This window comes from Paraburkholderia sp. JPY465 (assembly GCF_050436725.1).
GTDB lineage: Bacteria > Pseudomonadota > Gammaproteobacteria > Burkholderiales > Burkholderiaceae > Paraburkholderia > Paraburkholderia youngii.
This window is the reverse complement of record NZ_JBNDMT010000003.1, coordinates 1,250,818-1,276,390: the sequence shown is the minus strand read 5'-3', so window position 1 is coordinate 1,276,390 and position 25,573 is coordinate 1,250,818. Positions and strand designations below refer to the sequence as shown.

Below are 25,573 nucleotides of genomic sequence, written 5' to 3'. Positions count from 1 at the left end.
CTGGGGAACAAAGGTCATAGCGTCCACGACGTGAGTGTTTGCGACGACGCGTGATCCGATGCCGGCGCGGCGCTCGTGTCGGCGGACGCGACGAGCCGTTCGCCAAGCGCGGCGAGATCGCGTTGCGCGTGGCTTTGGCGCAGAAACACCGGCAGGTCGGCGACCGCTCGCGCGAAGCGCGCGTCGCGGCACAACGGGCCCGCGCCGAGCGCGCGTGTCGCCTGATCGATGACGGCGCTCGCGGCCTGCTCGACGGCAAGACGCGCGCGCAGCACGCGCGTCTGCGCATCATCCGAAGGGCGCGCGTCGATCCACGCGGCGGTTTCGCGCAGTACCGCGGCGGCCGACTGCAATGCGACATCGGTCGCACCGAGATGAGCCAGCCGATGCGCATCCGCGCGCCGGGCGCACGCGTCGCGCAGCGTGCGGCCGATCTGCGCGGCCGCACCGTACCAGCACGCGGCGATACCGGCGCCGCCATGCCAGAAGCCCGCGCGCCGCAGATATTCATGCGGCGCGCCGACGAGCGTCGCAACGGTGTCGTTGAACGTCACATCGGCGCTCGCGGTCGCCCACATGCCGACGGCCTGCCACTTCGATGTGTCGATCGAGATCGAGCTCTGGTCCAGCGCGACGGCCGCGAGCACCGGCTCATCATTGCGCCAAGCGGTCACGAGCGCATGGGTGAGCGCCTGCGCGCCGGAGCACCAGGCTTTGGTGCCGGACAGGCGCACCTGAGCGCCCTCGCCGAAAACGTTCTGGATTCCTTGATTGACCGCGCGCACTCGCGCGTCCGGCGCTTCGGCGGCCCACACGCCCCAGCGGCTTGCCGGCGGCGGCAGCGGACCGTTCAGTTCGGCGAGAATCGCGAGCGCATCGGTATGGCCTTCGAACAGTTTGACGAGACCGAGGTCGCGCGCGGCAACGGCGGCGAGCGCGCGCCAGCGCACCAGCGTCTCGCCATGCCCCGGCAACGGCAAGCTCGGCGCGCGATCGTAGCCGCGCTCGATCAGATCAGCGAGCAGTGCTCCGAGAGCAGCGGGATCGTTCGCATCGAAACGCGCGTCGCGCAGGAAATCGTCGAGCGACGGTGCGCGGCCGCCGTGTTGATTAGAAATCTGCCGTGACTGGGCCTTGAAGCTGGCCGCGTGGTCGCGCGTATCGAGCATCGTGCCTCCCTGCACCGTTTCGATCCGCGGCCCGCCGCGCGGCGGCGGACCGGAACGTATGCAGAGTCGCAGCAAACATCGTGCCCCAGCTGACGACGCAGCCGCGCAGCAAAAAAGCGCCTACGTCCCCCCGCTTCCGCTCAGTCGTCCATCCGTCTTCGTGAGCAATGCGTCGAGGACCGCCATTTCGACCGGCTTCACCAGGTGCGCATGGAAACCCGCTTTGCGCGTGCGATCGAGATCGCTTGCATGACCGAAGCCCGTCATCGCCGCGTACATCGTGCGAGCCATCTCGGGCAGCGCGCGCAACGCCGCGAGCGTCGCATAGCCATCCATCTTCGGCATCGCGAGATCGATCAACGCGAGATGCGGCGAGAAGCGCGGCGCGATCTGCAGCGCCTGCTCGCCCTCGTAGGCGATACGCACCTCATGGCCCTTCAGTTCGAGCAGCATCGCGAGGCTGTCGGCCGAATCGCGATTGTCGTCGATCAGCAGAACCCGCAGCGGCTGCACGTGGGGCGCGGCGCTGATCGCGCCGCTCTCCGCGGTGTCGGACTGCGCCGAGAGCGGCAGACTCAGCGTGAACGTGCTGCCAAGGCCCGGTCCTTCGCTGCTCGCGACGATGCTGCCACCATGCATCTCGACGAGCGACTTGCACAGCGTCAGGCCGATCCCAAGACCGCCTTCGCCGAAGCTTTGCCCTTCCTTCTCCTGCGCGAACAGCTCGAAGATCTTGTCGAGCGAGCGCACCGGAATACCGCAGCCGACGTCGCGCACTTCGAGCACCGCCATGCGAAAGTCGACCCGTCCACGCATCTCGATCACGCTGCCGTGCGGCGAAAATTTCGACGCGTTGTGCAGCAGGTTTTGCAGCACCTGCACGAGCCGCGTCATGTCGCCGCGAATGCTCACGGGTGCGTCGGTGACCTGGGCGACCACGCGCTGCTCGCGCGAGTCGGTAAACGGCCGCGCCGCTTCGATCGCGCGCGTGACGAGCTCGGTGAGATCGACCCGCGCAATCCGCAGTTCGACCTTGTCGGACATGATGCGGCCGATATCGAGCAGATCGTCGACGAGTCGCGTCAGGTGCGTGACCTGGCGATCGATCAGATCGCGCGCGCGCGCGACCACCGGGCTCAGATTGGCTTCCATCTGCATCGTGCCGACCGCGTTGCGCACCGGCGCGAGCGGATTGCGCAGTTCGTGCGCGAGCGTCGCGAGAAATTCGCGCATGCGCTCACCGGAGCGCTCGAGTTCCTCGCGCCGGCGCCGCTCGGTGAGATCGCGCGTGACCTTGGCGAAGCCGCGCAAGCGTCGCGATTCGTCATAGACGGCCGTGATGATCACGTTGGCCCAGAACGTCGAGCCGTCCTTGCGCACGCGCCAGCCTTCGTCTTCGACGGTGCCGATCTGCCGTGCCATCGCGAGTTCGCGCGCGGGCTTGCCGGCCGCGGCCTCCTCGGGCACATAGAACTGCGAGAAGTGCCGGCCGACGATTTCGTCATGCGTATAGCCCTTGATGCGCGCGGCGCCCGAATTCCAGCTGACGATGAAGCCTTGCGGATCGAGCATGAAAATCGCGTAGTCCTTCACGCTATCGACGAGCAGACGGAAGCGCTCCTCGCTCTGGCGCAGCGCTTCGAGATATTCGCGCTGCGCGGTCAGGTCGCGCGTGATCTTCGCGAAGCCGGTGACCTCGCCCTGCTCGTTGCGTATCGCGGTGATCACGACGTTCGACCAGAACGTCGTGCCGTCCTTGCGCACGCGCCAGTCCTCGTTCTCGAAGCGGCCGGTGTGCGCCGCCTGTTCCAGCTCGTAGCCTGGGCAGCCGCGGGCGACGGCTTCCTCGGTATAGAAGCGCGAGAAATGCTGGCCGACGATCTCGTTTTCCGTGTAGCCCTTCAGCTTCTGCGCGCCGGCGTTCCAACTCACGACGTGGCCTTTCGCGTCGAGCAGAAAGATCGCGTAGTCCGAGATCGCCTGCACGAGCGACCAGTAATCGACGCTAACGGGCGCCGACGGCGCGGCCTCGGCCTGCACTCGAGCGGGCTCGCCGTGGACGCGGAGAGTAGAAGCATCAAGCTGGGTCATGGCGGACACGTAGTTGGAATTGTTGTGTTTAGCAAATCTCGCGCCTGGCCGGCGCCGAAGCCTTCGCGCAAACGCTTGCGCGGCCCACGCATGGGCCGGGATACCTCGCGAAGGGCGCCCGCGCGCCGGCTCATAAGGCGCACAGCTTATAACGGCGGGCCCCGCGCTTGCTAGCCGGTCATCACTGAAAGCGTCGCCGCGCGGCGGTTTCGGCTTTCGGTTTTACCCTTCGACAGCAAAAACAGGAGTGTCAATTGAAAAAGCTATTCACGACTATCGCCACGAACTTCGCGGCCCCGTGCGCCCTCGCTGCGGCATTGAGCTTCGCATCCACCGTCGCGCAGGCGGAAGGCTGCGCCAAAGGCGCGGTCGTGGGCGGGGTGACCGGCCACGTTGCCGGACATCATGGGACGGCGGGTGCGGCCGCGGGCTGCGCGATCGGCCACCATGAGGCGAAGAAGAAAGACAAGGCCGCGAGCGCCGCCGCCGCGAGTCAACCCGCTGGAAAATGATGCCAATGGCCGGTCCGGCTCGACGTCGCTGCGCTTGCGCGCACGCCGTCAGCCGGCCGCGCCGATCTTTTCCGCGAGCTTCGTGTCGTAGCTCGAATGGACATGCACGCGTTTCTTGTCGGGATACGCGTAAGCGTACGCCTTGCGCAGCGCGAGCGACGCCTCGTGAAAGCCTGACAGGATCAGCTTCTGCTTGTTCGGATAGTTCGCGATGTCGCCGACGGCGAAGATGCCCGGCCGCGAGCTTTCGTAGTTCGAGGTATCGACATCGATACGCCCGCCGTGAATCTTCAGTCCCCACTGCGCGATCGGGCCGAGATCCGCGACGAGTCCATACAAGGCGATGAGGTGTTCGGCTTCGAGCTGGGTCTCGCCATGGATCTGCTTCAGCGTCAGGGAACGCAGCGCGCCGTCTTCCACTTCGAGCGCCGCGATCGCGCCGATGACGAAGTCCATCTCACCCGCCTCGACCGCGCGCCGCATCAGCTCGACGCTCGAATCGGCCGCGCTGAAGCCGGCGCGCCGATGCACGAGGGTCACGCGCCGCGCGACCTTGCGCAATGCCAGCGCCCAGTCGAGCGCCGAATCGCCGCCGCCAGCGACGACCACGTTCTTGTCGGCGAAATCGGCGAGGCGCGCCACGCTGTAGTGCACGTTGCGCTTTTCCAGCGGCACGGCCTCGGGGAGCCCGAGCTTTTGCGGGACGAACGCGCCATTGCCGGCGGCGAGCAGGATCGCCGCGACGTCGAACACGAGGCCGCGCTGCGTGCGCACGGTCCAGCGGCCGTCGTCGCGTTGCTCGACCGTGTCGACGCGCTGTTCGAGGTGAATCGGCACATCGAACGGCTTGCATTGCGCGACCAGTCGCTCGACCAGTTCGCGCGAGGTGCATGACGGGATCGCCGGGATATCGTAGATCGGCTTGTCGGGATACAGCTCGATGCACTGCCCGCCGACCCTTCCGAGTATGTCGACGATCTGGCAGGTCAGGCCGATCACACCGGCCTCGAATGCCGCGAACAGACCCACGGGACCGGCGCCGACGATCAGGACATCGGTGCGGATCGGCGAGGTGGGCGCAGAGGACGGGTCGGCGGCAACGGTCATCAGGCAGGTCTCCGGATCACGGTGAAAGGCGCAAAGCAAGCGTCGATGACTCACCTTACCGAATCGGCCCGCACGCGGCAACGATGCCATCGTCGGCGGTAAGGATGCTATGCGGGGCCGCTCAACGCCCGAAAGCGGCTACCTGAAAATATCTGGAATCGGCCATTTTGATGATCCAGATGGCGGACTAAGCTAACACCTGCCCGATCCATCGCAGCGTCCCACCCGCCCAGGAGCCCATCATGGAACAACGTCTCGACTTCTACAAAGCCAACCCCGCCGCGATCAAGTCGCTGCTCGGCGTCGAAGAGCGCATCGGCAAGTCGGCGCTCGAAAAATCGCTGACCGAACTGGTGCGGCTGCGCGCTTCGCAGATCAACGGCTGCGCCTATTGCGTCGACATGCATACGAGCGACGCGCGCAAGGGCGGCGAAACCGAGCGGCGTCTCGCGACCGTCGTCGTGTGGCGCGAAACGCCGTTCTTTACCGACCGCGAACGCGCGGCGCTCGAGTGGACCGAAGCGCTCACGCTGGTGTCGCACGATCACGTGCCGGACGCAGTATGGCAGGCGGTGCGCCCGCACTTCAGCGACGAAGAGCTGGTCGACCTGACGCTGCTCGTCTCGGCGATCAATGCGTGGAACCGCTTCGCGATTTCGTTCCGGAAGATGCCGGCCTGAACGGTGAATGAATGGCGGCATAAGCAGCGGCATGAGGCACGGTACTGCCCGCCTCACTCGCCAATCCACGACCCGCGCAGATCGCTGTCATGCAGCAACTGCAGCAGCGTGCCCGCCGGGCGGCTCAAGCGCTTCGCCGCCAGCGCGATGAATTCCACCGACGGCAACGTCGGCAAGCCGGCCGCATTCAACGGCGGCGCCAGCCCGCGCGCGGCCAGATACTGCGGCCGCACGGTGATGCCAAGTCCGCCGCGCGCAGCCGCGATACAGCCGGAATGACTGCTGCTCGTGCAGACGATCTGCCAGCTCGCGCCGGCTTCGGCGAGCGCATCGAGCACGACCGCGCGCGTCACGCTCGGCTCGGCGACCAGAATCAGCGGCAGCGGCTGGCTCAGATCGACGAGCGTGCCGGTCTGCGCGAGCCATTCCAGCCGCCCGGTGAAAAGCGGCACGCCGCGCCGGTCACCGAGCCGGCGCTTGCCGACCAGCAGATCGATCGCGCCGGCGTCGAGCAGTTCGTAGAGCCTGCCGGTCATGCCGATCGTGATTTCCAGCTCGACGTCGGGGTGCGCGTTGCGAAACGCCGCGAGCACGGTGGGCAGCGGGCCGAGCGCGATGTCGTCTGACGAGCCGAGCCGCACGCGCCCCTTCAGACGCGGCGCGCGAAACTGCGACTCCGCGCGCGATAAGGCCTGCAGGATCACGCTCGCATGCGCGAGCATCGCTTCGCCGTCGGGCGTCATCGCGAGCGAATGGGTGTCGCGCACGAACAGGCGCCGGCCCACGCTCTGTTCGAGGCGGCGGATATGTTCGCTGACGCTCGACTGCGTCAGGTCGAGCCGCCGCCCCGCCTCGGTGAAGCTATGGCAGGCCGCGACGGTCGAGAAGGTCTTCAGCCAGATCGGATTGAGCATGCGCGAATTGTCGCGCTGCTTATCGGCATTGTCGATAACAGTCAGCGAGCTTAGTGGGGTTCCCGATTGACGGGGATGTCAATAAGATGACGGAATTCCGCATGGCCCCGCTCCGGTGGCGCTTTTCCGCCACGCCCGCTGTCGAAAACATGACCAAGGATTCGTCTCAAACCGCCCTACTGTGGATCGTCGCCGCCGGCTTCTTCATGCAGTCGCTCGACACGACGATCGTCAACACCGCGCTGCCGTCGATCGCGAACAGCCTGCAAGTCGCGCCGCTCGCGATGCAACCGGTCGTCGTCGCCTACACGCTGACGATGGCGATGCTCACGCCCGCCTCCGGCTGGCTTGCCGACCGCTTCGGCACCCGCCGCGTCTATTTCGCCGCGATTCTCGTGTTCGTGCTCGGCTCGATCTGCTGCGCGAGCGCGCACACGCTCGGCGAGCTCGTGATGGCGAGGGTGCTGCAAGGCATCGGCGGCTCGATGCTGCTGCCGATCGGACGTCTCGCGGTGCTGCGCAGCGTGTCGGGCGAGCACTACGTGGCGGCGCTCGCGTTCATTTCGATCGCGGGGCAGCTCGGGCCGATCGCCGGGCCGACGCTCGGCGGCTGGTTCGTGCAGGCGATCACGTGGCACTGGATCTTTCTGATCAACGTGCCAATCGGCGCGCTCGGCCTGTACGCGGTGCACCGCTTTCTGCCTTCGCATGACGCGACGCAGGCGCCGCCGTTCGATGTGATCGGCTGCGCCCTGCTATCGCTGTGCATGATCGCGTTTTCGCTCGCGATCGACGCGCCGGTCCCGTCGCATCGCGCGGCGTGGTCGGCGGGTCTGTTCACCCTGGCGGTCGCCAGCGCGCTCGCCTACGTTCCGTACGCGAGAAACCGCCGCAATCCGCTGTTCAAGCTGTCGCTGTTCGGCGAGCCGAACTTCAGCGTCGGCCTGATCGGCAACCTGGTATGCCGGATCGGTTCGAGCGCGGTGCCGTTCCTCGTGCCGCTCCTGCTGCAATTGCAGCTCGGCTACTCGCCGCTGCACTCCGGTCTGATGATGCTGCCCGCGGCGCTCGCCGGCACGCTCGCGAAACGCTGGATCGCGCCGCTCGTGCGCCGCTACGGCTACGACACGTTCCTGCTGGTCAACACGATCATCGTCGGCTCGGCGATCGTCGCGTTCTCGCTGATTTCGCGCGGCACACCGCTCGTGATCGAAGTCGCGATCCTCGCCGTTTTCGGCGCGGCCAACTCGATGCAGTACGCGGCGATGAACAGCGTCACGCTGAAGGACCTGTCGCACGAAGACGCGGGCATGGGCAACAGCCTTTTCTCGATGGTGCAGATGCTCGCGATCGGGCTCGGCGTGTCGATCGGCGGCGGGCTCGTCAATCTGTTCGCCGATCAATGGGGCTCGGCGGCACTCGGCTTCCGGCTCGCGTTCGTGTGCGTCGGCGTGATCACGCTCGTGTCCGCGTGGATCTTCCGCCACCTCGACGATCCGTCGGGCACCCGCGTGATTCGCGGCCAGGCTGCGCAGAGCGCGGGGCGTTGACACGCGACGCGTTTCAACGCGTGTCAGCGCATGAATTCGAAAGCTCTCCGCGTTAGCATGTCTGGCATCCATGGCTACCCGGCAGGTACCCCCGATGCCATTCGATGAGCGCGTGCTGAACGGCATGGGCGTGCTGACGGCGATCGTCGATTGCGGCAGTTTCGCGGCCGCGGGCGAAGCGCTCGACATGTCGCAATCGGGCGTAAGCCGTTCGGTTGCCCGGCTCGAAGCGCGCCTCGGCATTCGCCTGTTCGACCGCACCACGCGCTCGGTTACGCTGACCGACGAAGGCCGGCGTTTCTACGAGCAGATCGTGCCGCTGCTCGGCGGACTCGAGGAGGCGGCGGCCTCCGCCGCGCAGGGCAAGACCGCGGTGCGCGGGCGTCTGCGCGTCAACATGGACCCGTTTTTTTCACGGCTCGTGCTCGGGCCGCGCCTTGGCAGCTTCATCGACAAACATCCGGACCTGCAGCTCGAACTGATCACGCGCGACCAGTTGGGCGACATGATCGCGGACGGCTTCGATGTCGCGATCCGCTTCGGCGACCCGCCGGTGTCGACACTCGTCGCTCGCAAGCTGCTCGATACGCGCATCCTGACCGTGGCGGCGCCGTCGTATCTGAAGAAGCATGGCAAGCCGGAGAATCCGGCCGAGCTCGAAGACGGCCGGCATATTTGCATCAAGTTTCGCGATCCGCTCACCGGTTACCCGTTCACCTGGGAATTCCATCGAGGCCGCAAGAAGTTCTCGCTGACGCCGCAGGGCCGGCTGACCGTCAACGACGTCGGCACGCTGCATAGCGTATGCGTCGCAGGCCAGGGGATCGCGCAGATTCTCGCGCTCGGCGCGGAGTCGCTGCTCGCGAGCGGCAAGCTGATCGAGGTCTTTCCGGATTGGGGCGACGAGGTCTATCCGCTGTATGCGCTGTATCCGTCGCGGCACCATCCGCCGGCCAAGGTGCGCGCGTTTCTCGACTTCATCCTGTCGCTGACCGGCGCCAGGCCGCGCCACCCGGCCGCCTAGCGCAGAACTTCTGTTTGCCGCCCGCCGCGGTCCGCGTCTTGCTGTCGGACCCTTGTCTTCCCTCCAGGAGAGCAGCGATGAGCAAGACGACGGAAAAATCCCAAGGCGAAGCAAAAAGCGCGGACAAAGACGAATCAAAACCCGAGGCCGGCACCCAGACCGAGGATTTAGCGCATCCGCACCACGCCGTGCATAGCGACAACGCAAAGAGCAAGATGCCCGAGCGCCAGAGCGAGGGCCACAAGCAGTCCCCGGCGGACCGTCCCGGCAAACAACGCGGTGACGGCGAACCGTCGGTCGGTTGAAAAAACCCGTACCGGAGCGGCCTGAACTGCTTCATGCATTCAGGCCGCATCGCTTTTCCCTTCGAGCGCCTTTCTGTAAGCAAACATTTCTTCCTTGTTTTTACCGAATATTTTTTCGGCGCCTTGGACTATTTTGCTGCTAGCAGCGAAGTGTGCGCCCTCCGAACCGGCCGCTCCGCTTTGCGCCGGTTTATGCCGCTTCCGATCGTTAAAAGGCGTCATCCATGTCCAACGCGTCAAGTTCTCCCCACGCCCGCGCGGCCATCGCGCAGGTGTCCATCTGCGTGCCGACCTGCAATCGTCCGGAACTGCTCGTCGAGTGCGTCGACTCGTGCCTCGCGCAAAGCTATCCGCATGTGGAAATCGTGATTGGCGACGATTCGACGGACGCGCGCTCAGGGCAACTGATCTTGCAGCGTTACCGTGACGAGCCGCGCGTGCGCTACCAGAAGCACGAATCGCCGCTTGGCCAGGCGCGCAATGTGTCGACCCTGTTCGAGCGGGCTCGCGGCGACAAGATCCTGTTGATCCACGACGACGATTTGCTGACGAGCGACGCCGTCGAAAAACTCGTGTCGCTCTGGCAACGCTATCCGGTGCTCGATGCGGCATTCGGCGCGCAGTACGAAGCGGATCACGACGGGGCGATCGATCTCGCCGCGAGCGAGCGCCTGAACGCGGCGTTCCGGCGCACCCGGGCCAACGAGGGTCTGCAGCCGCTCGCGGGCCGCACCGGCCTGATCCAGATGTTTCCCAACAATGGCTGGATGGCCGACGCGCGGCTCGTCAAGCGGATCGGCTACGACGCTCGGTATGGCGTCTGCTGCGACTACGTGTTCGGCACCGAGCTATGCCTTGCCGCTCGTGAGGTGTTTTATCTGCACGACTATGTGTCGGTGTATCGGAAGACCGCGACGTCGATCTCGCACAGCACGCGGGGCACGAGCACGGCCGCCCCGTTGAGCGCGTATGGGTTCGTGAAGTCGCTGCGTCTGCCGGCGCGGCTCGAAGCGTCGCGGCGGCAGGCGCTGCGGCGACTGGTACCGATCGTGGTGTCGATTCACGCGAGAAACGGCGACGCGCGCGCGGGCTGGCGGATCGCGCGCGCGCATCTGTTCGCCTACAACTACGGCTTTAGCGCGCGGCTTTACTACCATCTGCTGATGCTGGCGTGCGCGGCATGGCGTGGACGTCTGCCGACGGCGAGCGCCTCGGCCGATGCTGCCGCGCGCGCGCCGTCGATCGCGACGGTCGCGGCGAATGAGGCCGCGCGGGTCGAGGAGTTCGTCGACAAGCTGGTCGACGAGTTCGTCGGCGACCGGTCGAAGCCGGTATGAACTGCGACAAGTCCGTGCGCAAGCCGATTTTCTGCTAAGCATTCCCTGCTTAGCAAACGCGTATTCGTTACTTGGTCGCGAGCGCGCCGCTGATTACGATGGGCACGACCCGTCATCGCAGAGGTGCTTCGCCATGTCAGACAATGCGTGTTTCAGACCGCGCGTGATCGAGCCGGTCGTCGAGGATCAACCCGAAGGACTCGGCCTCGCGGTCGAGTTGTGGTTTGCTCAACCGATCGACGGCATCGCGGGGCGCGCGGTGCAGATTCATCTGCGCAGCGGCGCGAGGATGGAACAGGCCGAGAGCTTGCGCGACCTGCTGCATGCGTGGGGGACACGGATCGTCGTCAGTTGAGCGAAGCGCCGATGCCATGAAAAACGGCGGTCCGGTTGCCCCGGACCGCCGCCTGAATGCTTCATCGCGGCACGACGTTTCGCCGTGCCGGGTTAGCGGCTCACGGCTCGTGCCGCAGATACCCTTCCGTCGACGGATCGCGCATGCGCAGCGAAACGATACCCGCGAGTGCGCACAGCGCCGTCACGTACCAGAAGAACATCGTCTCGACGCCGGCCGACTTCAGCCACAGCGCGACATATTCCGCCGACCCGCCGAAGATCGCATTCGCCACCGCATACGACAGCCCCACGCCGAGCGCACGCACTTGCGGCGGGAACATTTCCGCCTTGATCAGGCCGCTGATCGACGTGTAGAAGCTGACGATCGCGAGCGCGACGACGACGAGCGCGAACGCCGCGACCGGACTCGTCACGTCCTTCAGCGCATGCAGCAGCGGCACCGTGCCGAGCGTCGCGAACAAACCGAAGCACAGCATCGAATTGCGTCGGCCGATCCTGTCGGACAGCGCGCCGAACGCCGGCTGCATCAGCATGTAGACGAACAGCGCGGCGGTCATCACCGAGCTCGCGGTTTTGGCGTGCATGCCGGCCGTGTTGACCAGATATTTCTGCATATACGTCGTGAACGTATAGAAGATCAGCGAGCCGCCGGCCGTGAAGCCGAGCACCGTCATGAACGCGGCCTTGTGCTCCCACAAGCCGCGCAGCGTGCCCGCTTCCTTGCGCTGACGCGTCGCGGCGGTGGTGGTTTCGTCGAGCGATTTACGCAGATAGAGCGAGACCAGCGCAGAGATCGCACCGATTGCAAACGGCACGCGCCAGCCCCATGCCTTCAGTTCGTCGGTCCTCAGCAACTGCTGCAGGACCACCAGTACGAGCAGCGCGAACAGTTGACCGCCGATCAGCGTTACATACTGGAACGACGCGAAAAAGCCGCGCCGGCCTTTCAACGCCACTTCGCTCATATAGGTCGCGCTGGTGCCATATTCGCCGCCCACCGACAGGCCCTGGAACAGCCGCGCGATCAGCAGCAGCGCCGGCGCGAGCGCGCCGATCTGCGCGTAGGTGGGCAACATCGCGATCACGAGCGAGCCGCCGCACATCATGAATACCGACACCATCATCGCGGTGCGGCGGCCGCGCTTGTCGGCGAGCCGGCCGAAGAACCAGCCGCCGATCGGGCGCATCAGGAAGCCGGCGGCGAACACACCGGCCGTGTTGAGCAACTGCGTGGTGGTGTTGCCGCTAGGAAAGAACGACGGCGCGAAATACAGCGCCGTGAACGAATACACGTAGAAGTCGAACCATTCGACAAGATTGCCCGATGAAGCGCCGACGATCGCAAAGATGCGGCGCCGGGTGTCGTCGGCTTGTGCGACGACGGGTTGGTCGGTTAAATCGTTCATGCTGATGTCGGTCCTTTTTTCTCTAAACGAGGATGACGCTCGTGACGTCGCCTTCATGCGCGTCGCGGACAACCGCACACGCGCGCGCGGCGAATTTTACATAAGTGAAAAGTTCAGATGGGGTTTTGTAGGTCCCAAATAGAAATGTCGGGTTTCCGCTAAATAGAAATGTCGTGTTCTGGGTAGTTTGTCCGCCGGACATCCACATGGAGCGCGCCGGCGATGAACGCGACTGGGACGATCACGATGACGATGCGGGAAGTTGACCGGTTCAAGGTCATCCAGGCGGTGACCGAAGCCCGGCTCAAGCCTGGTCAGGCGGCTGAGCGGCTGGGATTGAGCGTGCGACAGGTCGAGCGGCTCGTGCTGCGCTACCAGGCGGCTGGCGTGGCCGGACTGGTGTCGGGCAAGCGCGGTCGCCCGGGCAATCACCAGTTGCCTCCGGGCAAGGCTCAACGGGCACTGGCGCTGATCCGTGAGCGCTATGCGGATTTCGGCCCGACGCTGGCGTGCGAGAAGCTTCGGGAGTGTCATGGCATCGATCTGGCGGTCGAGACGGTGCGCACACTGATGCGAGCGGCCGGTCTGTGGATTCCGCGCAAGGAGCGCCCGCCGAAGGTCTATCAGCCGCGTAACCGTCGTGCCTGCCTGGGCGAGCTGATCCAGATCGATGGCAGCGACCATCGCTGGTTCGAGGACCGGGCGCCGGCGTGCACGCTGCTGGTGTTCATTGATGATGCGACCGGACGACTGATGGCGCTGCACTTCACGGCGACGGAGTCGACCTTCAGCTATTTCGAGGCGCTGCAGAAGTATCTGGGCGTGCATGGCAAGCCGGTGGCGTTCTACAGCGACAAGGCCAGCGTGTTCTATGTCAAGAAGCGCTCGGAGACCGCCGGCAAGGGCGTCACGCAGTTTGGGCGAGCCCTGTACGAGCTCAATATCGACGCGTTCTGTGCGAACACGAGTCAGGCCAAGGGGCGCGTGGAGCGGGCCAACCTGACGCTGCAGGACCGGCTCGTCAAGGAACTCAGGCTGCGCGGCATCAGTACGCGGGAGGCCGCTAATGCCTGGGCGCCCTCCTTCATCGCCGACTTCAACCGGCGCTTTGGCAAGCCACCCAGGAGCGACTACAACGCGCACCGGCCGCTGCGGGCTGATGAGGATCTTAGACAGATACTGGCCTATCGCGTGCCGCGCAGGATATCGAATGCACTGACGGTACAGTACGACCGGGTGATGTATCTGCTGGACGACACGCCAGTCAGTCGCGGGCTGATCCATGAATACGTCGAGGTCGTCGAATATCCGGATGGCGCGATCGAGGTGCAGACCGGTGGCGTTGCGTTGCCGTACCGCCAGTATGACCGGATCACGCACATCGACCAGGGAGCCGAAGTTGAGAACAAGCGCCTCGCGAGCGCACTGGAAGTTGCCCGTCGTGTCCAGGCCATCCGCGACGACCGCCGCGCGTCAGGTTCACCATCGCGCACACACAGTGGCGAGCAGGTCCAGGCAAAGAAAGCGCTCATCGGACTGAAGAAACAGCGTGCCATCGAGGTTGCCGACATCAATCAGGCGATTCTCGAAGTCAGCACCAAACTGATGGAGGGACGTGGGGCGGCTGCGCCGCCCCACCCCAAAACCATAAATAAAGACAGGACAAGGCAGGCAAAACCCGACATTTCTATTTAGCTGGCTGCACGACGTTTGAACTTAGCGGGGACAGGTTTTGTCTGCGGAACTGCAGGAAAGCCCTGGGTACGGGCCCGCGGCGAAGTTAGAACTGCAACCAAAACGAAGCCCCCGCCAGGCGCGAGGCTGCGGGGGCTTCGGGGAATCGGCGCGGACCGCCCGGGCAACGTTGCGATGCGCTGCCGCGCCCGGATGGAGACGTCAGATTCTCACGGACGGCGGCACGTACCGGCACTCGTAGCGCTTTCTGACGGTACCGTTTTCGTCGACGCTTTCGAGGTACACGTCGAATTGCCACAAGCGCGCCATGTGCTTGAGCACCTCGTCGCTATCCGACGACAGGTGCCGGTTGTCGCTCATGAAATGCCGCAACGTCAGGCTGCGATCGCCGCGCGTATTGACGGCCCATACCTGAATGTTCGGCTCGCGGTGATGCATGTCGTACTGCCGCGACAGCGCCTGGCGCACGTACTGGTAGCCGCTGTCGTCGTGAATCGCCGACACTTCGAGCGCGTCGCGCATGTCATCGTCGAGCACCGAGAACAGGCGCATCTCGCGGATCAGATGCGGCGACAGGTACTGCGCGACGAAGCTTTCGTCCTTGAAGTTGCGCATCGCGTAGTGCATCGCGGGCAGCCACGGACTGCCGGCCAGATCCGGAAACCACTTGCGGTCTTCGTCGGTCGGCGCTTCGCAGATGCGGCGGATGTCGCTCATCATCGAAAAACCGAGCGCATACGGATTGATGCCGCTGTAATACGGCTTCGTGACCGGCGGCTGATAGACGACGTTGCTGTGCGAATGGAGAAACTCCATCATGAAGCCGTCTTCCAGCTTGCCCTGGTTGTACATCGTGTTGAGCAGCGTGTAGTGCCAGAACGTCGCCCAGCCTTCGTTCATCACCTGGGTCTGCCGCTGCGGATAGAAATACTGACCGATCTTGCGCACGATGCGAATCACCTCGCGCTCCCACGGTTCGAGCAGCGGCGCGTTTTTCTCCGCGAAATACAGCAGGTTTTCCTGCGGCTCGGGCGGATAGCGCTCTTCGACCTCTTCGGGCAGCGGCGTATGGCGCGTGGGCAGCGTGCGCCACAACTCGTTGACCTGCGACTGCAGATACGCCTCGCGCTCGCGCCGCGCGGCGAACTCTTTCTCGAGCGACAGCTTCTGCGGCCGCTTGTAGCGGTCCACGCCGTAATTCATCAGCGCGTGGCACGAATCGAGCAATTCCTCGACGCGATCGAGCCCATAGCGCTCCTCGCATTCCGCGATGTAGTTCTTCGCGTAGACGAGGTAGTCGATGATCGCGTGCGCATCCGTCCACAAGCGGAACAGATAGTTGCCCTTGAAGAACGAGTTGTGGCCATACGCCGCATGGGCGATCACGAGCGCCTGCATCGTCATCGTGTTCTCTTCCATCAGATACGCGATGCAGGGATTCGAATTGATGACGATTTCGTATGCGAGCCCCATCTGGCCGCGACGATAGCTTTTTTCGGTAGAGAGAAAATGTTTGCCGAACGACCAGTGACGGTAGTTCACCGGCATGCCGACGGACGCGTAGGCGTCCATCATTTGTTCAGCGCTGATGAGTTCGAGCTGGATCGGATACACGTCGAGCTCGTATTGCTCCGCAACACGGGCAATATGCGAGTCGTACTCTTCGATCAATTCGAAGGTCCAGTCGGACGGGCACGGCAGAGGCCGTCTATCGGCTACGTTCATACGGACTTCCCTTTGCCCCTCGGTGGGCGTTCCGGTGTGTCCCGTGCTGCAGCATTGCGGACTGCTCCGGCGCGAGCGGCTGCCGTGCTAGCCGCTCGTGCCTCGGCATGCCCCGACAGTTGCTGCGGCACGCCTTTGTTGCGCTGCGGCGCAGTCATACGACGGCTTGCCTCAAGTCGTACGATTCATCGCCGCACGCGTCGTGATCCAGATGCCTGGTGCGCAATCAGCGTTCCATCACGAAGTCGCCGCCTGCTTCTCGAACAGCTCGCGAAATACCGGATAGATATCGGCCGCGGTTTCGACTTTCTTCATCGCCATATGCGGTTGCGATAGCGCCAGTTGCGCGTATTCGAGCCACAGATTCTGCTCTTCGGGCGTCACCTGAATATACGCAAAATACCGCACCTTCTCCAGGATGTCATCCGACAGAATCTTGCGGCACTTCGGCGAATCGTCGGTCCAATTGTCGCCGTCCGAAGCCTGCGCCCCGTAAATGTTCCATTCAGTTGGCGAGTAGCGTTCCTCCATCACCTTGCGCATCAGTTCGAGCGCGCTCGACACCACCGTGCCGCCGCTTTCGGTCGAATGGAAGAACGTGTCTTCGTCGACCTCCTCCGCGCGCGTGTGGTGGCGAATGAACACCACTTCGATGCGCTCGTAGTTACGCTTCAGGAACAGATACAGCAGGATGAAAAAGCGCTTCGCGAGATCCTTGCGCTGCTCGTCCATCGAGCCGGACACGTCCATCAGGCAGAACATCACCGCCTGGCTCGACGGCGTGGGCTGCTTCACGCGATTCACGTAGCGCAGATCGAACGGATCGATGAACGGAATCCGCCAGATGCGTCCTTTCAGATGGTGGATGTCGTCTTCGAGCAGCTTGATCTCTTCGCGGCGATCGGCGGGGTCGGCCTTCAGCTCTTCGAGTTGCCGCTCCATTTCGTGCAACTGGTTGACGAGCGGCGCGCCGAGCGCGATGCGCCGGCCGAGCGCGCTGCGCAGCGAGCGCACCACGTCGATGTTGTTCGGCGTGCCCTCCGCGGCCCAGCCCGCGCGGATGCTTTTCCACGTCGGCACGGCCATCAGATGGGTTTTGACGAGACGCGGCAGTTCGAGGTCGTCGAAGAAATACTGCATGAACTCTTCGCGGCTCAGCTCGAACACGAAGTCGTCCTGACCCTCGCCCTCGTTGCTGGCCTGACTGCCTCCGCCACCGCCACCGCCGCCTTGCGGGCGCTGGATCTTGTCGCCGCGGATGTAGTCCGAGTTGCCGGGATGCACCATCTCGCGCCGGCCGCCCGGTCCGTGACGGAACGACGGCTCCGCGATGTCCTTGCGCGGAATGGTGATGCTCTGGGTGTTCTGGATGTCTTTGATGCTGCGGTCGCGCACCGCTTCCGAAACGGCGCGACGGATATAATTTTTGACGCGGCGCAAAAAACGCTCGCGATTCGCAATACTCTTGTTCTTGCCTGCCAACCTGCGGTCGATGATTTGATGAAGCACGCCCGGTCTCCCGTCCGTGCAACCGCGTTTCCGCTGCGGCCGCACTAATATTTCCGGTGCGCGAGACGCCCGCCGCGCAGTGCATGCTATGCGGCTTGCGCCTCGCCGGTTGCCCGTACGGTCGAACCGTACGGGCGGCACATCATGAGTATCATGCGCGCATCACGATGACTTGCGCACGCGCAGATACCAGTCGCACAGCAAGCGCACCTGTTTCGGCGTATAGCCCTTCGCCACCATGCGATTGACGAAGTCTTCGTGCTTGCGCTGCTCTTCGGCCGAGCCCTTCGCGTTGAAGGAGATCACCGGCAACAGTTCCTCCGTATTCGAGAACATCTTCTTTTCGATCACGACGCGCAGCTTCTCGTAGCTGATCCATGCGGGGTTCTTGCCTGCATTCGCAGCCCGCGCGCGCAGCACGAAGTTCACGATCTCGTTGCGGAAGTCCTTCGGGTTGCTGATGCCCGCCGGCTTCTCGATTTTCTCCAGCTCCGCGTTCAACGCGGCACGGTCGAAGCTCTCGCCGGTGTCGTGATCGCGGAACTCCTGATCCTGAATCCAGAAGTCCGCATACGTGACGTAGCGGTCGAAGATGTTTTGACCATACTCGGAGTACGACTCCAGATACGCGGTCTGAATCTCCTTGCCGATGAACTCCGCATAGCGCGACGCCAGCACGTCCTTGATGAAGGACAGATACTTCTGCTCGGTTTCCGGCGGGAACTGCTCGCGTTCGATCTGCTGTTCGAGCACGTACATCAGATGCACCGGATTGGCCGCGACCTCCGTCGAGTCGAAGTTGAACACGCGCGACAGAATCTTGAACGCGAAGCGGGTCGACACCCCGGTCATGCCCTCGTCGACGCCCGCGAAGTCGCGGTACTCCTGGTACGACTTCGCCTTCGGGTCCGTATCCTTCAGATTCTCGCCGTCGTAGACCTGCATCTTCGAGAACAGGCTCGAATTTTCCGGCTCCTGCAAACGCGTGAGCACGGACATCTGCGCCATCATCTTCAGCGTGCCCGGCGCGCAGACCGCGTTGGCCAGCGACGAGTTGCGCAGCAGCTTCTCATAGATCTTGACCTCTTCGCTATAGCGCAGGCAGTACGGCACCTTGACGACGAAGATCCGGTCGAGCAGCGCTTCGTTGTTCCGGTTGTTGCGGAACGCCTTCCACTCCGACTCGTTCGAGTGAGCGAGGATGATGCCGTCGAACGGGATCGCGCCGAAGCCTTCCGTACCCTTGAAGTTGCCCTCCTGGGTCGCGGTGAGCAGCGGGTGCAACACCTTGATCGGCGCCTTGAACATTTCGACGAACTCGAGCAGGCCCTGATTGGCGAGGCACAGGCCGCCCGAGTAGCTGTACGCGTCGGCGTCGTCCTGCGCGTATTGTTCGAGCTTGCGGATGTCGACCTTGCCGACCAGCGACGAAATGTCCTGATTGTTCTCGTCGCCCGGTTCGGTCTTGGAGATAGCGATCTGACGAAGGATCGACGGATAGCGGCGCACCACGCGGAACTTGCGGATGTCGCCGTTGTACTCGTGCAGGCGCTTGACCGCCCACGGACTCAGGATGCCTCGCAGGTAGCGGCGAGGAATGCCGTATTGCTCTTCGAGGATCGGACCGTCTTCCTCGTAGTCGAACAGGCCGAGCGGCGATTCATTGACGGGCGAGCCCTTGATCGCATAGAAGGGTACACGTTCCATCAGTTGCTTGAGCCGTTCCGCGATCGACGACTTGCCGCCGCCGACCGGTCCTAACAGATACAGTATCTGCTTCTTTTCTTCGAGCCCCTGGGCCGAATGCCGGAAGTAGGCGACCACCTGCTCGATCACCTCTTCCATTCCGTAGAACTCACGGAATGCGGGGTATACCTTGATGACCTTGTTCGCGAAGATACGCGATAAACGCGGATCGTTACGAGTGTCGATCTGTTCCGGTTCTCCGATTGCCGTCAACATGCGTTCGCCTGCAGTGGCGTACGCGGCGGGATTGTCTTTGCAGAGCGCGAGATACTCCTCGAGCGAGAGTTCATCCTCCCGGGTTTTCTCGAAGCGGGTCGCGAAACTGCTGTAGATATCCATGCTACCTCCTCGCCGAAGTCTGGGGCGATGTCGTGCGCGGCGCGCTATTCGGAAACGACATCGCTCGAATTCATCCTAAACCCTTTTAAATTTTTTTTCACGGACTACGTTGCGAAAATCGCTCCGTAACCGCGAAGCTACAATCCTCACTTGGAAACAAAGAATCGACCACCTACAATTTTTCACTCACGCCGCAACGAATCAAATCATCCGCTGCTCCGCTGTACCGCTACTTTCTTCAGTACCGCATCGCTATTCAGTGCTCCTGCACGACTTCGCGTTACCGCTGCATCGCGCCATGACATCGCGTTGCTATTGCACATCCCGTACCTGCACCGTCGGCCCTTCACAAAAATGCGGCTGTCTGCGCACGCACACTTCGTCACAAAAAGCACGCACGTGGTGACGTTTTCGACGGGTGGCGCCCAACGCGTCAGGCGATTCGTCCGCGCGTGGCGAGCGTGGTTCCGCCCCATTCACCTCATGGCCCCTCGCTGTTGGACTCCTGATCCGTATGACTGGGTGACGGCAGCCGCTCGCGTCGCTCTCATAGGTGTATACGGAAAGAAGCGGCAAAGTTGCAACAAATGGATTCGAACAGGCTAACGATTCAAAGCCTGCCACCGTTTCAAAATCGCCAAAATAAAAACGGCTGCACGAAGGCAGCCGTTTGGAATGAATGAAGCGTTGTAATTTGCGGTTACAAGCGCCGCAGCATCGATCAGGTCAGTTCAATTTCCACTTCACCCAATCCATCGATATGTCCACGCACGATGCCGGGCTCGTCGATCTTGTGCGCGCCGACGTATGAGCCGGTGGTCAGGGTCCAGTCGCGCTCGATCGTGATCCCCATCGCCGCGCAATGGTTGACGAACCAGACGAGCAGTTCGCGCGGATCGCCGGCCGGATTGCCGGTCACTTCCGGAATCAGCGAGCGGCCGTTGAAGCTCAGCTCCAGTTCCGGTGACACGAAGTCGAAGCCGCGCGCGAGGCTCGCATAGACGGCCGGATGGCCGGTGATCAGCGCGCCGTTGTTCTGCGCGTCGGCTAGCTGCGCGAGCGGCGCGACGTTCGGCCACTCGGCGAAGCGGCTGTCGACGATCTCGATGGCCGGCAGCACAGCGCCGAGCCTCGCCAGCACCTCGTCGCGCGCATACGCCTGGGCGCGCGGCTCGATCGTCACGTCGAAGCGAAACGCGATCTCCAGTTCGACCAGCACGCGAAAGAATCCGTCATGCGCGAGTCGCGCGGGCGACGGCACCACCAGCGAGGCCGGAATCGGCGCGCCCGACGTGGCGCCGCCCGGGGACTTCGCGCCGATCTTCCACGCACCGGTCGACTCGCCTAGCCCCGCGATCACCGCCTGCTGGATCGCGTAAGCGGTCGCCGCGTCGGGCGGCAGGCTGTCGGGTGCGGGGGCGTCGATCGGCAGGTGCTGCCGGCGTGCCTCGACGAGGTGTTGCGCAAGATCGTAACGCGTCATGTCGGTTCTTTGTGGCTGGCGCATGGCAGGGTTCGCAGGACGTAGCAATAAGTGGGAACCACCTGTGGAAGGTGCGGGCAGCCGCGCGCCGCGCAGCGGATCGGGGCCGTGCCCGTCAATGTACCGGATCGCGACACGCGCCGGGGAAAGCCGCGCGGCGCGCAAACGTTATTTCTTGCGCGAGCCGAAAAAAAGCCGCGCCTGGGGAGCCAGGCGCGGCTTTTCGCGAAGCTATCGTCGTTCGTGCGGCGCGGATGCCGGACAGCCAGCGAGCGGACGGGAACGGATGTTGCAACGAACGGCGCGTGTCCAGTCACCTAACGCGCGACAGCGCCGCCGTCCATGTACACGTGAACCCGAGCCCGCTCAGAAGGTTTCCCAATCCTGATCACCGCCAGCCGTCGCCGCGGACCTGGCCGGCGCGCGGGTGGGCGCGGGTGCGGCGGCAACCTGCGGCGCGACAGCGGCCACCGTGGGCGCCTTTGCCGGCATCGCCGCCTGCGCCGCGGCCGGCGTGTGCTTGCGTGCGCGCGCGGCGACCGGGCTCACCGGGCGCTTCGGCGCCGCAAGCGCGGACGCCCCGTCGTGACCGCCACGGCCGCTGTCGTCGACCTGGAACACCGCGACCACGTTCAGCAACCGGGCTGCCTGCTCTTCGAGCGACGACGCCGCGGCGGCCGCTTCCTCGACGAGGGCCGCGTTCTGCTGCGTGACCTCGTCCATCTGCGTGACCGCGCGCGCGACCTGGTCGATGCCGCCGCTCTGCTCTTCCGACGCCGACGCGATCTCGCCCATGATGTCGGTCACGCGCTGCACCGCGCCGATGATTTCGCTCATCGTGCGGCCCGCCTCGTCGACCAGCGCCGAGCCCGACTGCACGCGCTCGACCGACGTATCGATCAGCTCCTTGATCTCCTTGGCGGCCGCCGACGAACGCTGCGCGAGACTGCGCACCTCGCCCGCGACGACCGCGAAGCCGCGCCCTTCCTCGCCGGCGCGCGCCGCCTCGACGGCTGCGTTCAGCGCGAGGATGTTGGTCTGGAAGGCAATGCCCTCGATGATCGAGATAATGTCGGCGATCTTCGCCGAACTCTGGTTGATGTCGCCCATCGTGCCGACCACCTGGCCGACCACCGCGCTGCCCTTATTGGCGATCTCCGACGCGTTGGCGGCAAGCGCGCTCGCCTGTCGGGCGTTATCGGCGTTCTGGCGCACGGTGCCGGTCAGCTGCTCCATGCTCGACGCGGTTTCCTGCAGCGCGGACGCCTGCTCCTCGGTCCGCGACGACAGGTCGACGTTGCCCGCCGCGATCTGCCGCGTCGCGGTCGCGATCGACTCGCTGCCGCCGCGCACGCTGCGCACCGTTTCGGTGAGGCTGCGCTGCATTCTGGCGATTCCTTCGAGCAGTTGCCCCATTTCGTCGCGCGAAGTCACGACCACCGGACGACGCAGATCGCCGGCTGCGATCGCCTCGAAGTGGCCGAGCGCTTCGTCGAGCGGACGCGCGATCGCACGGCTCAGCGTCAGATACGACAGCGCCGCCGCCAGCACGCCGAGCACCAGCGCGCCGATGCTGACCATCCGGAACAGATGGAAACTGTTCTGCGCGGAGTCGAAGCCCTGCTTCGCCGAATCGAACTGGTATTTGCGCAGTGCGTCGTCGGCGCCGACGAGGTCGTTGAAGACGGCCTGCAGATTCTTCGCGTGCTCGACCAGCTTGCTCTGATCGTTCGCCTCGATTGCCGTCGCGAAGCTTTCGAGTTGCTGATGCAGCGCGTTGCGCTTCGCGGCGACGTCCTGCGCGAGCCGGTCTTCGTCCGCGTCGCGCGGCAGATCGAGATATTTTTTCCACCACATGTCGGACGTAGTGCCGAGCATGCGCGCGCGCTCGATCGTCGATGCCGCTTCCGGCGTGCCGACGAGGAACGCGGCGCGGTCGAGCGCGAGTCGTTCGCGGGCCGCGAAGATTTCCGCGTTGCCGATGTCCACGGCGCCCGGCATCGCGTTGGTGAAGGTGTCCTCATAGGCGTCGTTCGAACGGCCCATGCCGAACAGACCGAAAACGCCGATCGCAACCAGCAACGCGGCAAGGAATGCCATCGTGAGTCCAATTCGCGCCTTGATCGTGATGCCTTTATTCAACATGCTTGTTCCTGTGTGCTGTACTCGATGAGAGGCTGCTGCTTGCGCAGCGTGGGGGCGGCGTGAGTTTTGGGTCCGGCGCTTTTTTCGAATCAGCGCTCTAATTCCCGTTTACGGCAGCGCGTTCATAGACTTGAAGCATTTAAAAGGTATGAACAAAGACGATGTAAGACGTTGAAAGCGAATTGACTGGGAACGTGTGCGTTCGCGTCGCGTGGAAGAAACGCGACGGTTTTCGTCAAAGCACGGCTTTTGACGTTTGAGCGGCGGGGAAATGGGTGGAATACGAGCCGTTCGGAGTCGCCCGAAGCGATCGCAGCACAGCGCCGTCAGGCGGCTCGCGAGGTCGCTAACGCCGCGATGGCATCAGCCCAATGCGTCGACTTCGGCGCGCGTCGGGATCGACGGCTGTGCGCCCGCGCGCGTCACCGACAACGCAGCGGCGCGTTGCCCGAAGCGGATCGCCGCTTCGACGCTCGCACCCTGAGCGAGCTGCGCCGCGAAGCCCCCGATGAAGGTGTCGCCGGCGGCGGTCGTATCGACCGCCTCGACGCGCGGCGCGTCGTACAGCGTCGCGGCAGCGCCCTCGAGCGCCGCGTGCACGCCGCGCGCACCGAGCGTGACCAGCACGTTGCGCGCGCCGGCCGCGCGCAATGCGGCGGCGGCTCGCGCGGCGTCCACCGGCGAGTCGACGACGACACCGCTCAGCGCGGCGGCTTCGAGTTCGTTTGGAATCAGATAGTCGATCAGCGGCAGCCAGGCGGCCGGCAACGGGCCGGTCGCGGGCGCCGGATTCAGGATCACGATCTTGCCGAGGCGGCGCGCCGCGGCCAGCGCCGCATACACCGATTCGGGCGGGGTTTCGAGCTGGCAGATCACGACATCGGCGGCGGCGAGCGTCGCTTCGTGTCGCGCGATGGTGGCCGGCGTCACCTCGCCGTTGCTGCCCGCGACGATCACGATCGTGTTCTGGCTCGCATCGTCGACGACGATCAGCGCCACGCCGCTCGGTTCGCTGCCGGTTTCGAGCGCCGCGCAGTCGATGCGCTCCGCTTCGAGCCCCGCGCGCAGCTGCGCGCCGTTCGCATCGGCGCCGACGCAGCCGAGCATCGACACCTGCGCGCCGAGCCGCGCGGCGGCGACCGCCTGATTGCCGCCCTTGCCGCCCGCGACCTGCGCGAAGCCGCGGCCGGCCAGCGTCTCGCCCGGCTGCGGCAGGCGCGGCGAGCGCACCACGAGGTCCATGTTCAAACTACCGACCACCGTGACGCGTGAACGCGTTGGGTTGCTTGCCACTCGTGTGCCCTCCATTACGCGACGCGTCGCGTTGCTATCGCGAGCGCGTCAGGCCGCCAGATTCCGCCGTGCGTCGCCCGCCCATGTCGCGGTGGACTCGCGCACGATCAGACGCGGCGACACCACGCGCCGGCGCGCCGGGGTGCGCGCCGCGCTGTTCGACGCCGCCTCGGCGATCCGGTCGATCAGCGTCTGCGCGGCCGTGTCGCCAAGCGCGCGCACCGACTGCCCGACCGTCGACAGCGACGGGAACGTGAAGCGGCCCAGTTCGATATCGTCGAAACCGATGATCGAGCAATCGCGCGGCACGCTGATATTGCGCTCCGCCGCCGCACGCAACGCGCCGATGCCCATCATGTCGTTGACCGCGAAAATCGCCGACGGCCTGACCGTGTCGAACAGCTGCGCGGCCGCGCGGTGACCGCCCGTCCCCGAAAAATCGCTTTCGACGATTGCATCGGCCGGAATCTCGATGCCGCGCTCGGCCATCGCGCGAATGAAGCCGTGCACGCGCATCGCGCTGACCGCGGTTTCCACCGGCCCGGTGATGCAGCCGATCCGCACATGTCCGAGCTCGAGCAGATGACGGGTGGCCAGATACGCGCCCTTCTCGTGATCGATCTGCACGAGGTCCGCGGTGAGCCCCTCGATGTTGCGGTCCACCACGACGAGCGGCTCACGCGAGTCGGCGAGCGTCTGCGCGAGCACGGCGTCGTCGCCGGCCGACGCGACGATCAGCCCATCGATGCGCTTTTCCTGCAACACGCGCAGATAGTTGCGCTGCTTCGCGGGGTCATCGTCGGAATTGCAGAAGAACACGCAGTAGCCGTTGCGCGCGCAGCCGTCCTCGATGCCGCGCGCGAGCTCCGCGAAATACGGGTTGGTGCTGTTCGGCACCACCAGTCCGATCGTCGCGGTCGCGCGCGCCTTCAGCGAGCGTGCCACCGCCGACGGCACATAGTGCAGTTGACGGATCGCGTGCTCGACTTTCGCGCGCACATCGGCCGACACCGGACGCGAGTTGTTCACGACGTGCGATACCGTCGTGAACGACACGCCCGCCACGGCCGCTACATCCTTGATCGTCGCCATAACCTGTTGCTCTCCTACTGCCTGTTGTTCCCGCCGGATGCGCCGCCTGGCGACCCGCGGACGTCTTCATCGAAGACACACCACACTCGTTGAT

21 protein-coding genes are annotated in these 25,573 nt (G+C 64.5%); 8 read left to right on the top strand and 13 right to left on the bottom strand.

The genetic code is table 11. The features are described from left to right. Positions 1 to 14 precede the first annotated feature (14 nt). Both QFZ94_RS20490 and QFZ94_RS20485 read right to left on the bottom strand, forming a co-directional pair. Entirely contained in the window at positions 15 to 1,169 is a 1,155-nt protein-coding gene (locus QFZ94_RS20490; protein ID WP_429459113.1) for an acyl-CoA dehydrogenase, read from the bottom strand. A 120-nt stretch (positions 1,170 to 1,289) separates the two neighbouring features. Beyond that, a complete protein-coding gene (locus tag QFZ94_RS20485; protein ID WP_429459111.1) occupies positions 1,290 to 3,260 on the bottom strand; it encodes a hybrid sensor histidine kinase/response regulator in 1,971 nt (656 codons plus the stop codon). A gap of 317 nt (positions 3,261 to 3,577) precedes the next feature. Between QFZ94_RS20485 and QFZ94_RS20480 the strand changes: the two genes are divergently transcribed. Continuing rightward, the gene (locus QFZ94_RS20480) at positions 3,578 to 3,772 is read left to right on the top strand and encodes a hypothetical protein (RefSeq protein ID WP_429461868.1); all 195 of its coding nucleotides are present in this window, start codon (positions 3,578 to 3,580) and stop codon (positions 3,770 to 3,772) included. Between the two features lie 48 nt (positions 3,773 to 3,820). On the opposite strand, the gene QFZ94_RS20475 is transcribed toward QFZ94_RS20480, so the two are convergent. Further along, a complete protein-coding gene (locus tag QFZ94_RS20475) occupies positions 3,821 to 4,879 on the bottom strand; it encodes an NAD(P)/FAD-dependent oxidoreductase (RefSeq protein ID WP_429459109.1) in 1,059 nt (352 codons plus the stop codon). A 242-nt stretch (positions 4,880 to 5,121) separates the two neighbouring features. Here QFZ94_RS20475 and QFZ94_RS20470 point away from each other — a divergent pair, with 242 nt between their 5' ends. Next, on the top strand, positions 5,122 to 5,559 hold the full coding sequence (locus QFZ94_RS20470) for a carboxymuconolactone decarboxylase family protein (protein ID WP_410848006.1): 438 nt from the start codon (positions 5,122 to 5,124) through the stop codon (positions 5,557 to 5,559). Positions 5,560 to 5,612: 53 nt separating this feature from the next. On the opposite strand, the gene QFZ94_RS20465 is transcribed toward QFZ94_RS20470, so the two are convergent. After that, on the bottom strand, positions 5,613 to 6,473 hold the full coding sequence (locus tag QFZ94_RS20465; protein WP_368624183.1) for a LysR family transcriptional regulator: 861 nt from the start codon (positions 6,471 to 6,473) through the stop codon (positions 5,613 to 5,615). 149 nt (positions 6,474 to 6,622) lie between these two features. Between QFZ94_RS20465 and QFZ94_RS20460 the strand changes: the two genes are divergently transcribed. The 3 genes from QFZ94_RS20460 to QFZ94_RS20450 all read left to right on the top strand — a co-directional run bounded on the left by QFZ94_RS20460 (position 6,623) and on the right by QFZ94_RS20450 (position 9,352). After that, positions 6,623 to 8,023, top strand: a complete 1,401-nt coding sequence (locus QFZ94_RS20460) for a DHA2 family efflux MFS transporter permease subunit (RefSeq protein WP_429461866.1) — start codon at positions 6,623 to 6,625, stop codon at positions 8,021 to 8,023. Between the two features lie 94 nt (positions 8,024 to 8,117). After that, positions 8,118 to 9,047 carry a LysR family transcriptional regulator gene (locus QFZ94_RS20455; protein ID WP_429459106.1) on the top strand — a complete coding sequence of 310 codons (930 nt, stop codon included), beginning with the start codon at positions 8,118 to 8,120 and terminating at the stop codon, positions 9,045 to 9,047. A gap of 77 nt (positions 9,048 to 9,124) precedes the next feature. Then, positions 9,125 to 9,352, top strand: coding sequence for a hypothetical protein (locus QFZ94_RS20450; RefSeq protein WP_368587238.1), 228 nt, complete (start codon positions 9,125 to 9,127; stop codon positions 9,350 to 9,352). A 39-nt stretch (positions 9,353 to 9,391) separates the two neighbouring features. Here QFZ94_RS20450 and QFZ94_RS20445 read toward each other — a convergent pair whose 3' ends face one another. Then, positions 9,392 to 9,574: a hypothetical protein gene (locus QFZ94_RS20445; protein WP_368587239.1), complete on the bottom strand. Its 183-nt coding sequence runs from the start codon at positions 9,572 to 9,574 to the stop codon at positions 9,392 to 9,394. 2 nt (positions 9,575 to 9,576) lie between these two features. On the opposite strand from QFZ94_RS20445, the gene QFZ94_RS20440 reads away from it, so the two are divergent. Both QFZ94_RS20440 and QFZ94_RS20435 read left to right on the top strand, forming a co-directional pair. Then, on the top strand, positions 9,577 to 10,689 hold the full coding sequence (locus QFZ94_RS20440; RefSeq protein ID WP_429459104.1) for a glycosyltransferase family 2 protein: 1,113 nt from the start codon (positions 9,577 to 9,579) through the stop codon (positions 10,687 to 10,689). 133 nt (positions 10,690 to 10,822) lie between these two features. Further along, the gene (locus QFZ94_RS20435) at positions 10,823 to 11,044 is read left to right on the top strand and encodes a hypothetical protein (protein WP_176108377.1); all 222 of its coding nucleotides are present in this window, start codon (positions 10,823 to 10,825) and stop codon (positions 11,042 to 11,044) included. A 100-nt stretch (positions 11,045 to 11,144) separates the two neighbouring features. On the opposite strand, the gene QFZ94_RS20430 is transcribed toward QFZ94_RS20435, so the two are convergent. Beyond that, complete coding sequence (locus QFZ94_RS20430; RefSeq protein WP_429459102.1) at positions 11,145 to 12,452, bottom strand: MFS family transporter; 1,308 nt, start codon at positions 12,450 to 12,452, stop codon at positions 11,145 to 11,147. 222 nt (positions 12,453 to 12,674) lie between these two features. Between QFZ94_RS20430 and QFZ94_RS20425 the strand changes: the two genes are divergently transcribed. Next, the gene (locus QFZ94_RS20425; protein ID WP_429459100.1) at positions 12,675 to 14,147 is read left to right on the top strand and encodes an ISNCY family transposase; all 1,473 of its coding nucleotides are present in this window, start codon (positions 12,675 to 12,677) and stop codon (positions 14,145 to 14,147) included. A 201-nt stretch (positions 14,148 to 14,348) separates the two neighbouring features. Here QFZ94_RS20425 and QFZ94_RS20420 read toward each other — a convergent pair whose 3' ends face one another. The 7 genes from QFZ94_RS20420 to QFZ94_RS20390 all read right to left on the bottom strand — a co-directional run bounded on the left by QFZ94_RS20420 (position 14,349) and on the right by QFZ94_RS20390 (position 25,479). Next, positions 14,349 to 15,872, bottom strand: coding sequence for a SpoVR family protein (locus QFZ94_RS20420; protein ID WP_018435604.1), 1,524 nt, complete (start codon positions 15,870 to 15,872; stop codon positions 14,349 to 14,351). 237 nt (positions 15,873 to 16,109) lie between these two features. Continuing rightward, positions 16,110 to 17,381 carry a YeaH/YhbH family protein gene (locus QFZ94_RS20415; protein WP_176108374.1) on the bottom strand — a complete coding sequence of 424 codons (1,272 nt, stop codon included), beginning with the start codon at positions 17,379 to 17,381 and terminating at the stop codon, positions 16,110 to 16,112. A 162-nt stretch (positions 17,382 to 17,543) separates the two neighbouring features. After that, positions 17,544 to 19,466: a PrkA family serine protein kinase gene (locus QFZ94_RS20410; RefSeq protein ID WP_176126234.1), complete on the bottom strand. Its 1,923-nt coding sequence runs from the start codon at positions 19,464 to 19,466 to the stop codon at positions 17,544 to 17,546. 721 nt (positions 19,467 to 20,187) lie between these two features. Further along, on the bottom strand, positions 20,188 to 20,949 hold the full coding sequence (locus QFZ94_RS20405) for a 2-keto-4-pentenoate hydratase (RefSeq protein ID WP_429459097.1): 762 nt from the start codon (positions 20,947 to 20,949) through the stop codon (positions 20,188 to 20,190). Positions 20,950 to 21,315: 366 nt separating this feature from the next. After that, entirely contained in the window at positions 21,316 to 23,094 is a 1,779-nt protein-coding gene (locus tag QFZ94_RS20400) for a methyl-accepting chemotaxis protein (protein WP_429459095.1), read from the bottom strand. Between the two features lie 363 nt (positions 23,095 to 23,457). Then, positions 23,458 to 24,387 (bottom strand): ribokinase, encoded by a 930-nt coding sequence (gene rbsK / locus QFZ94_RS20395; RefSeq protein ID WP_368587244.1) that lies wholly within the window; start codon positions 24,385 to 24,387, stop codon positions 23,458 to 23,460. 48 nt (positions 24,388 to 24,435) lie between these two features. Beyond that, positions 24,436 to 25,479, bottom strand: coding sequence for a LacI family DNA-binding transcriptional regulator (locus QFZ94_RS20390; protein WP_368587245.1), 1,044 nt, complete (start codon positions 25,477 to 25,479; stop codon positions 24,436 to 24,438). Positions 25,480 to 25,573: the final 94 nt, after the last annotated feature.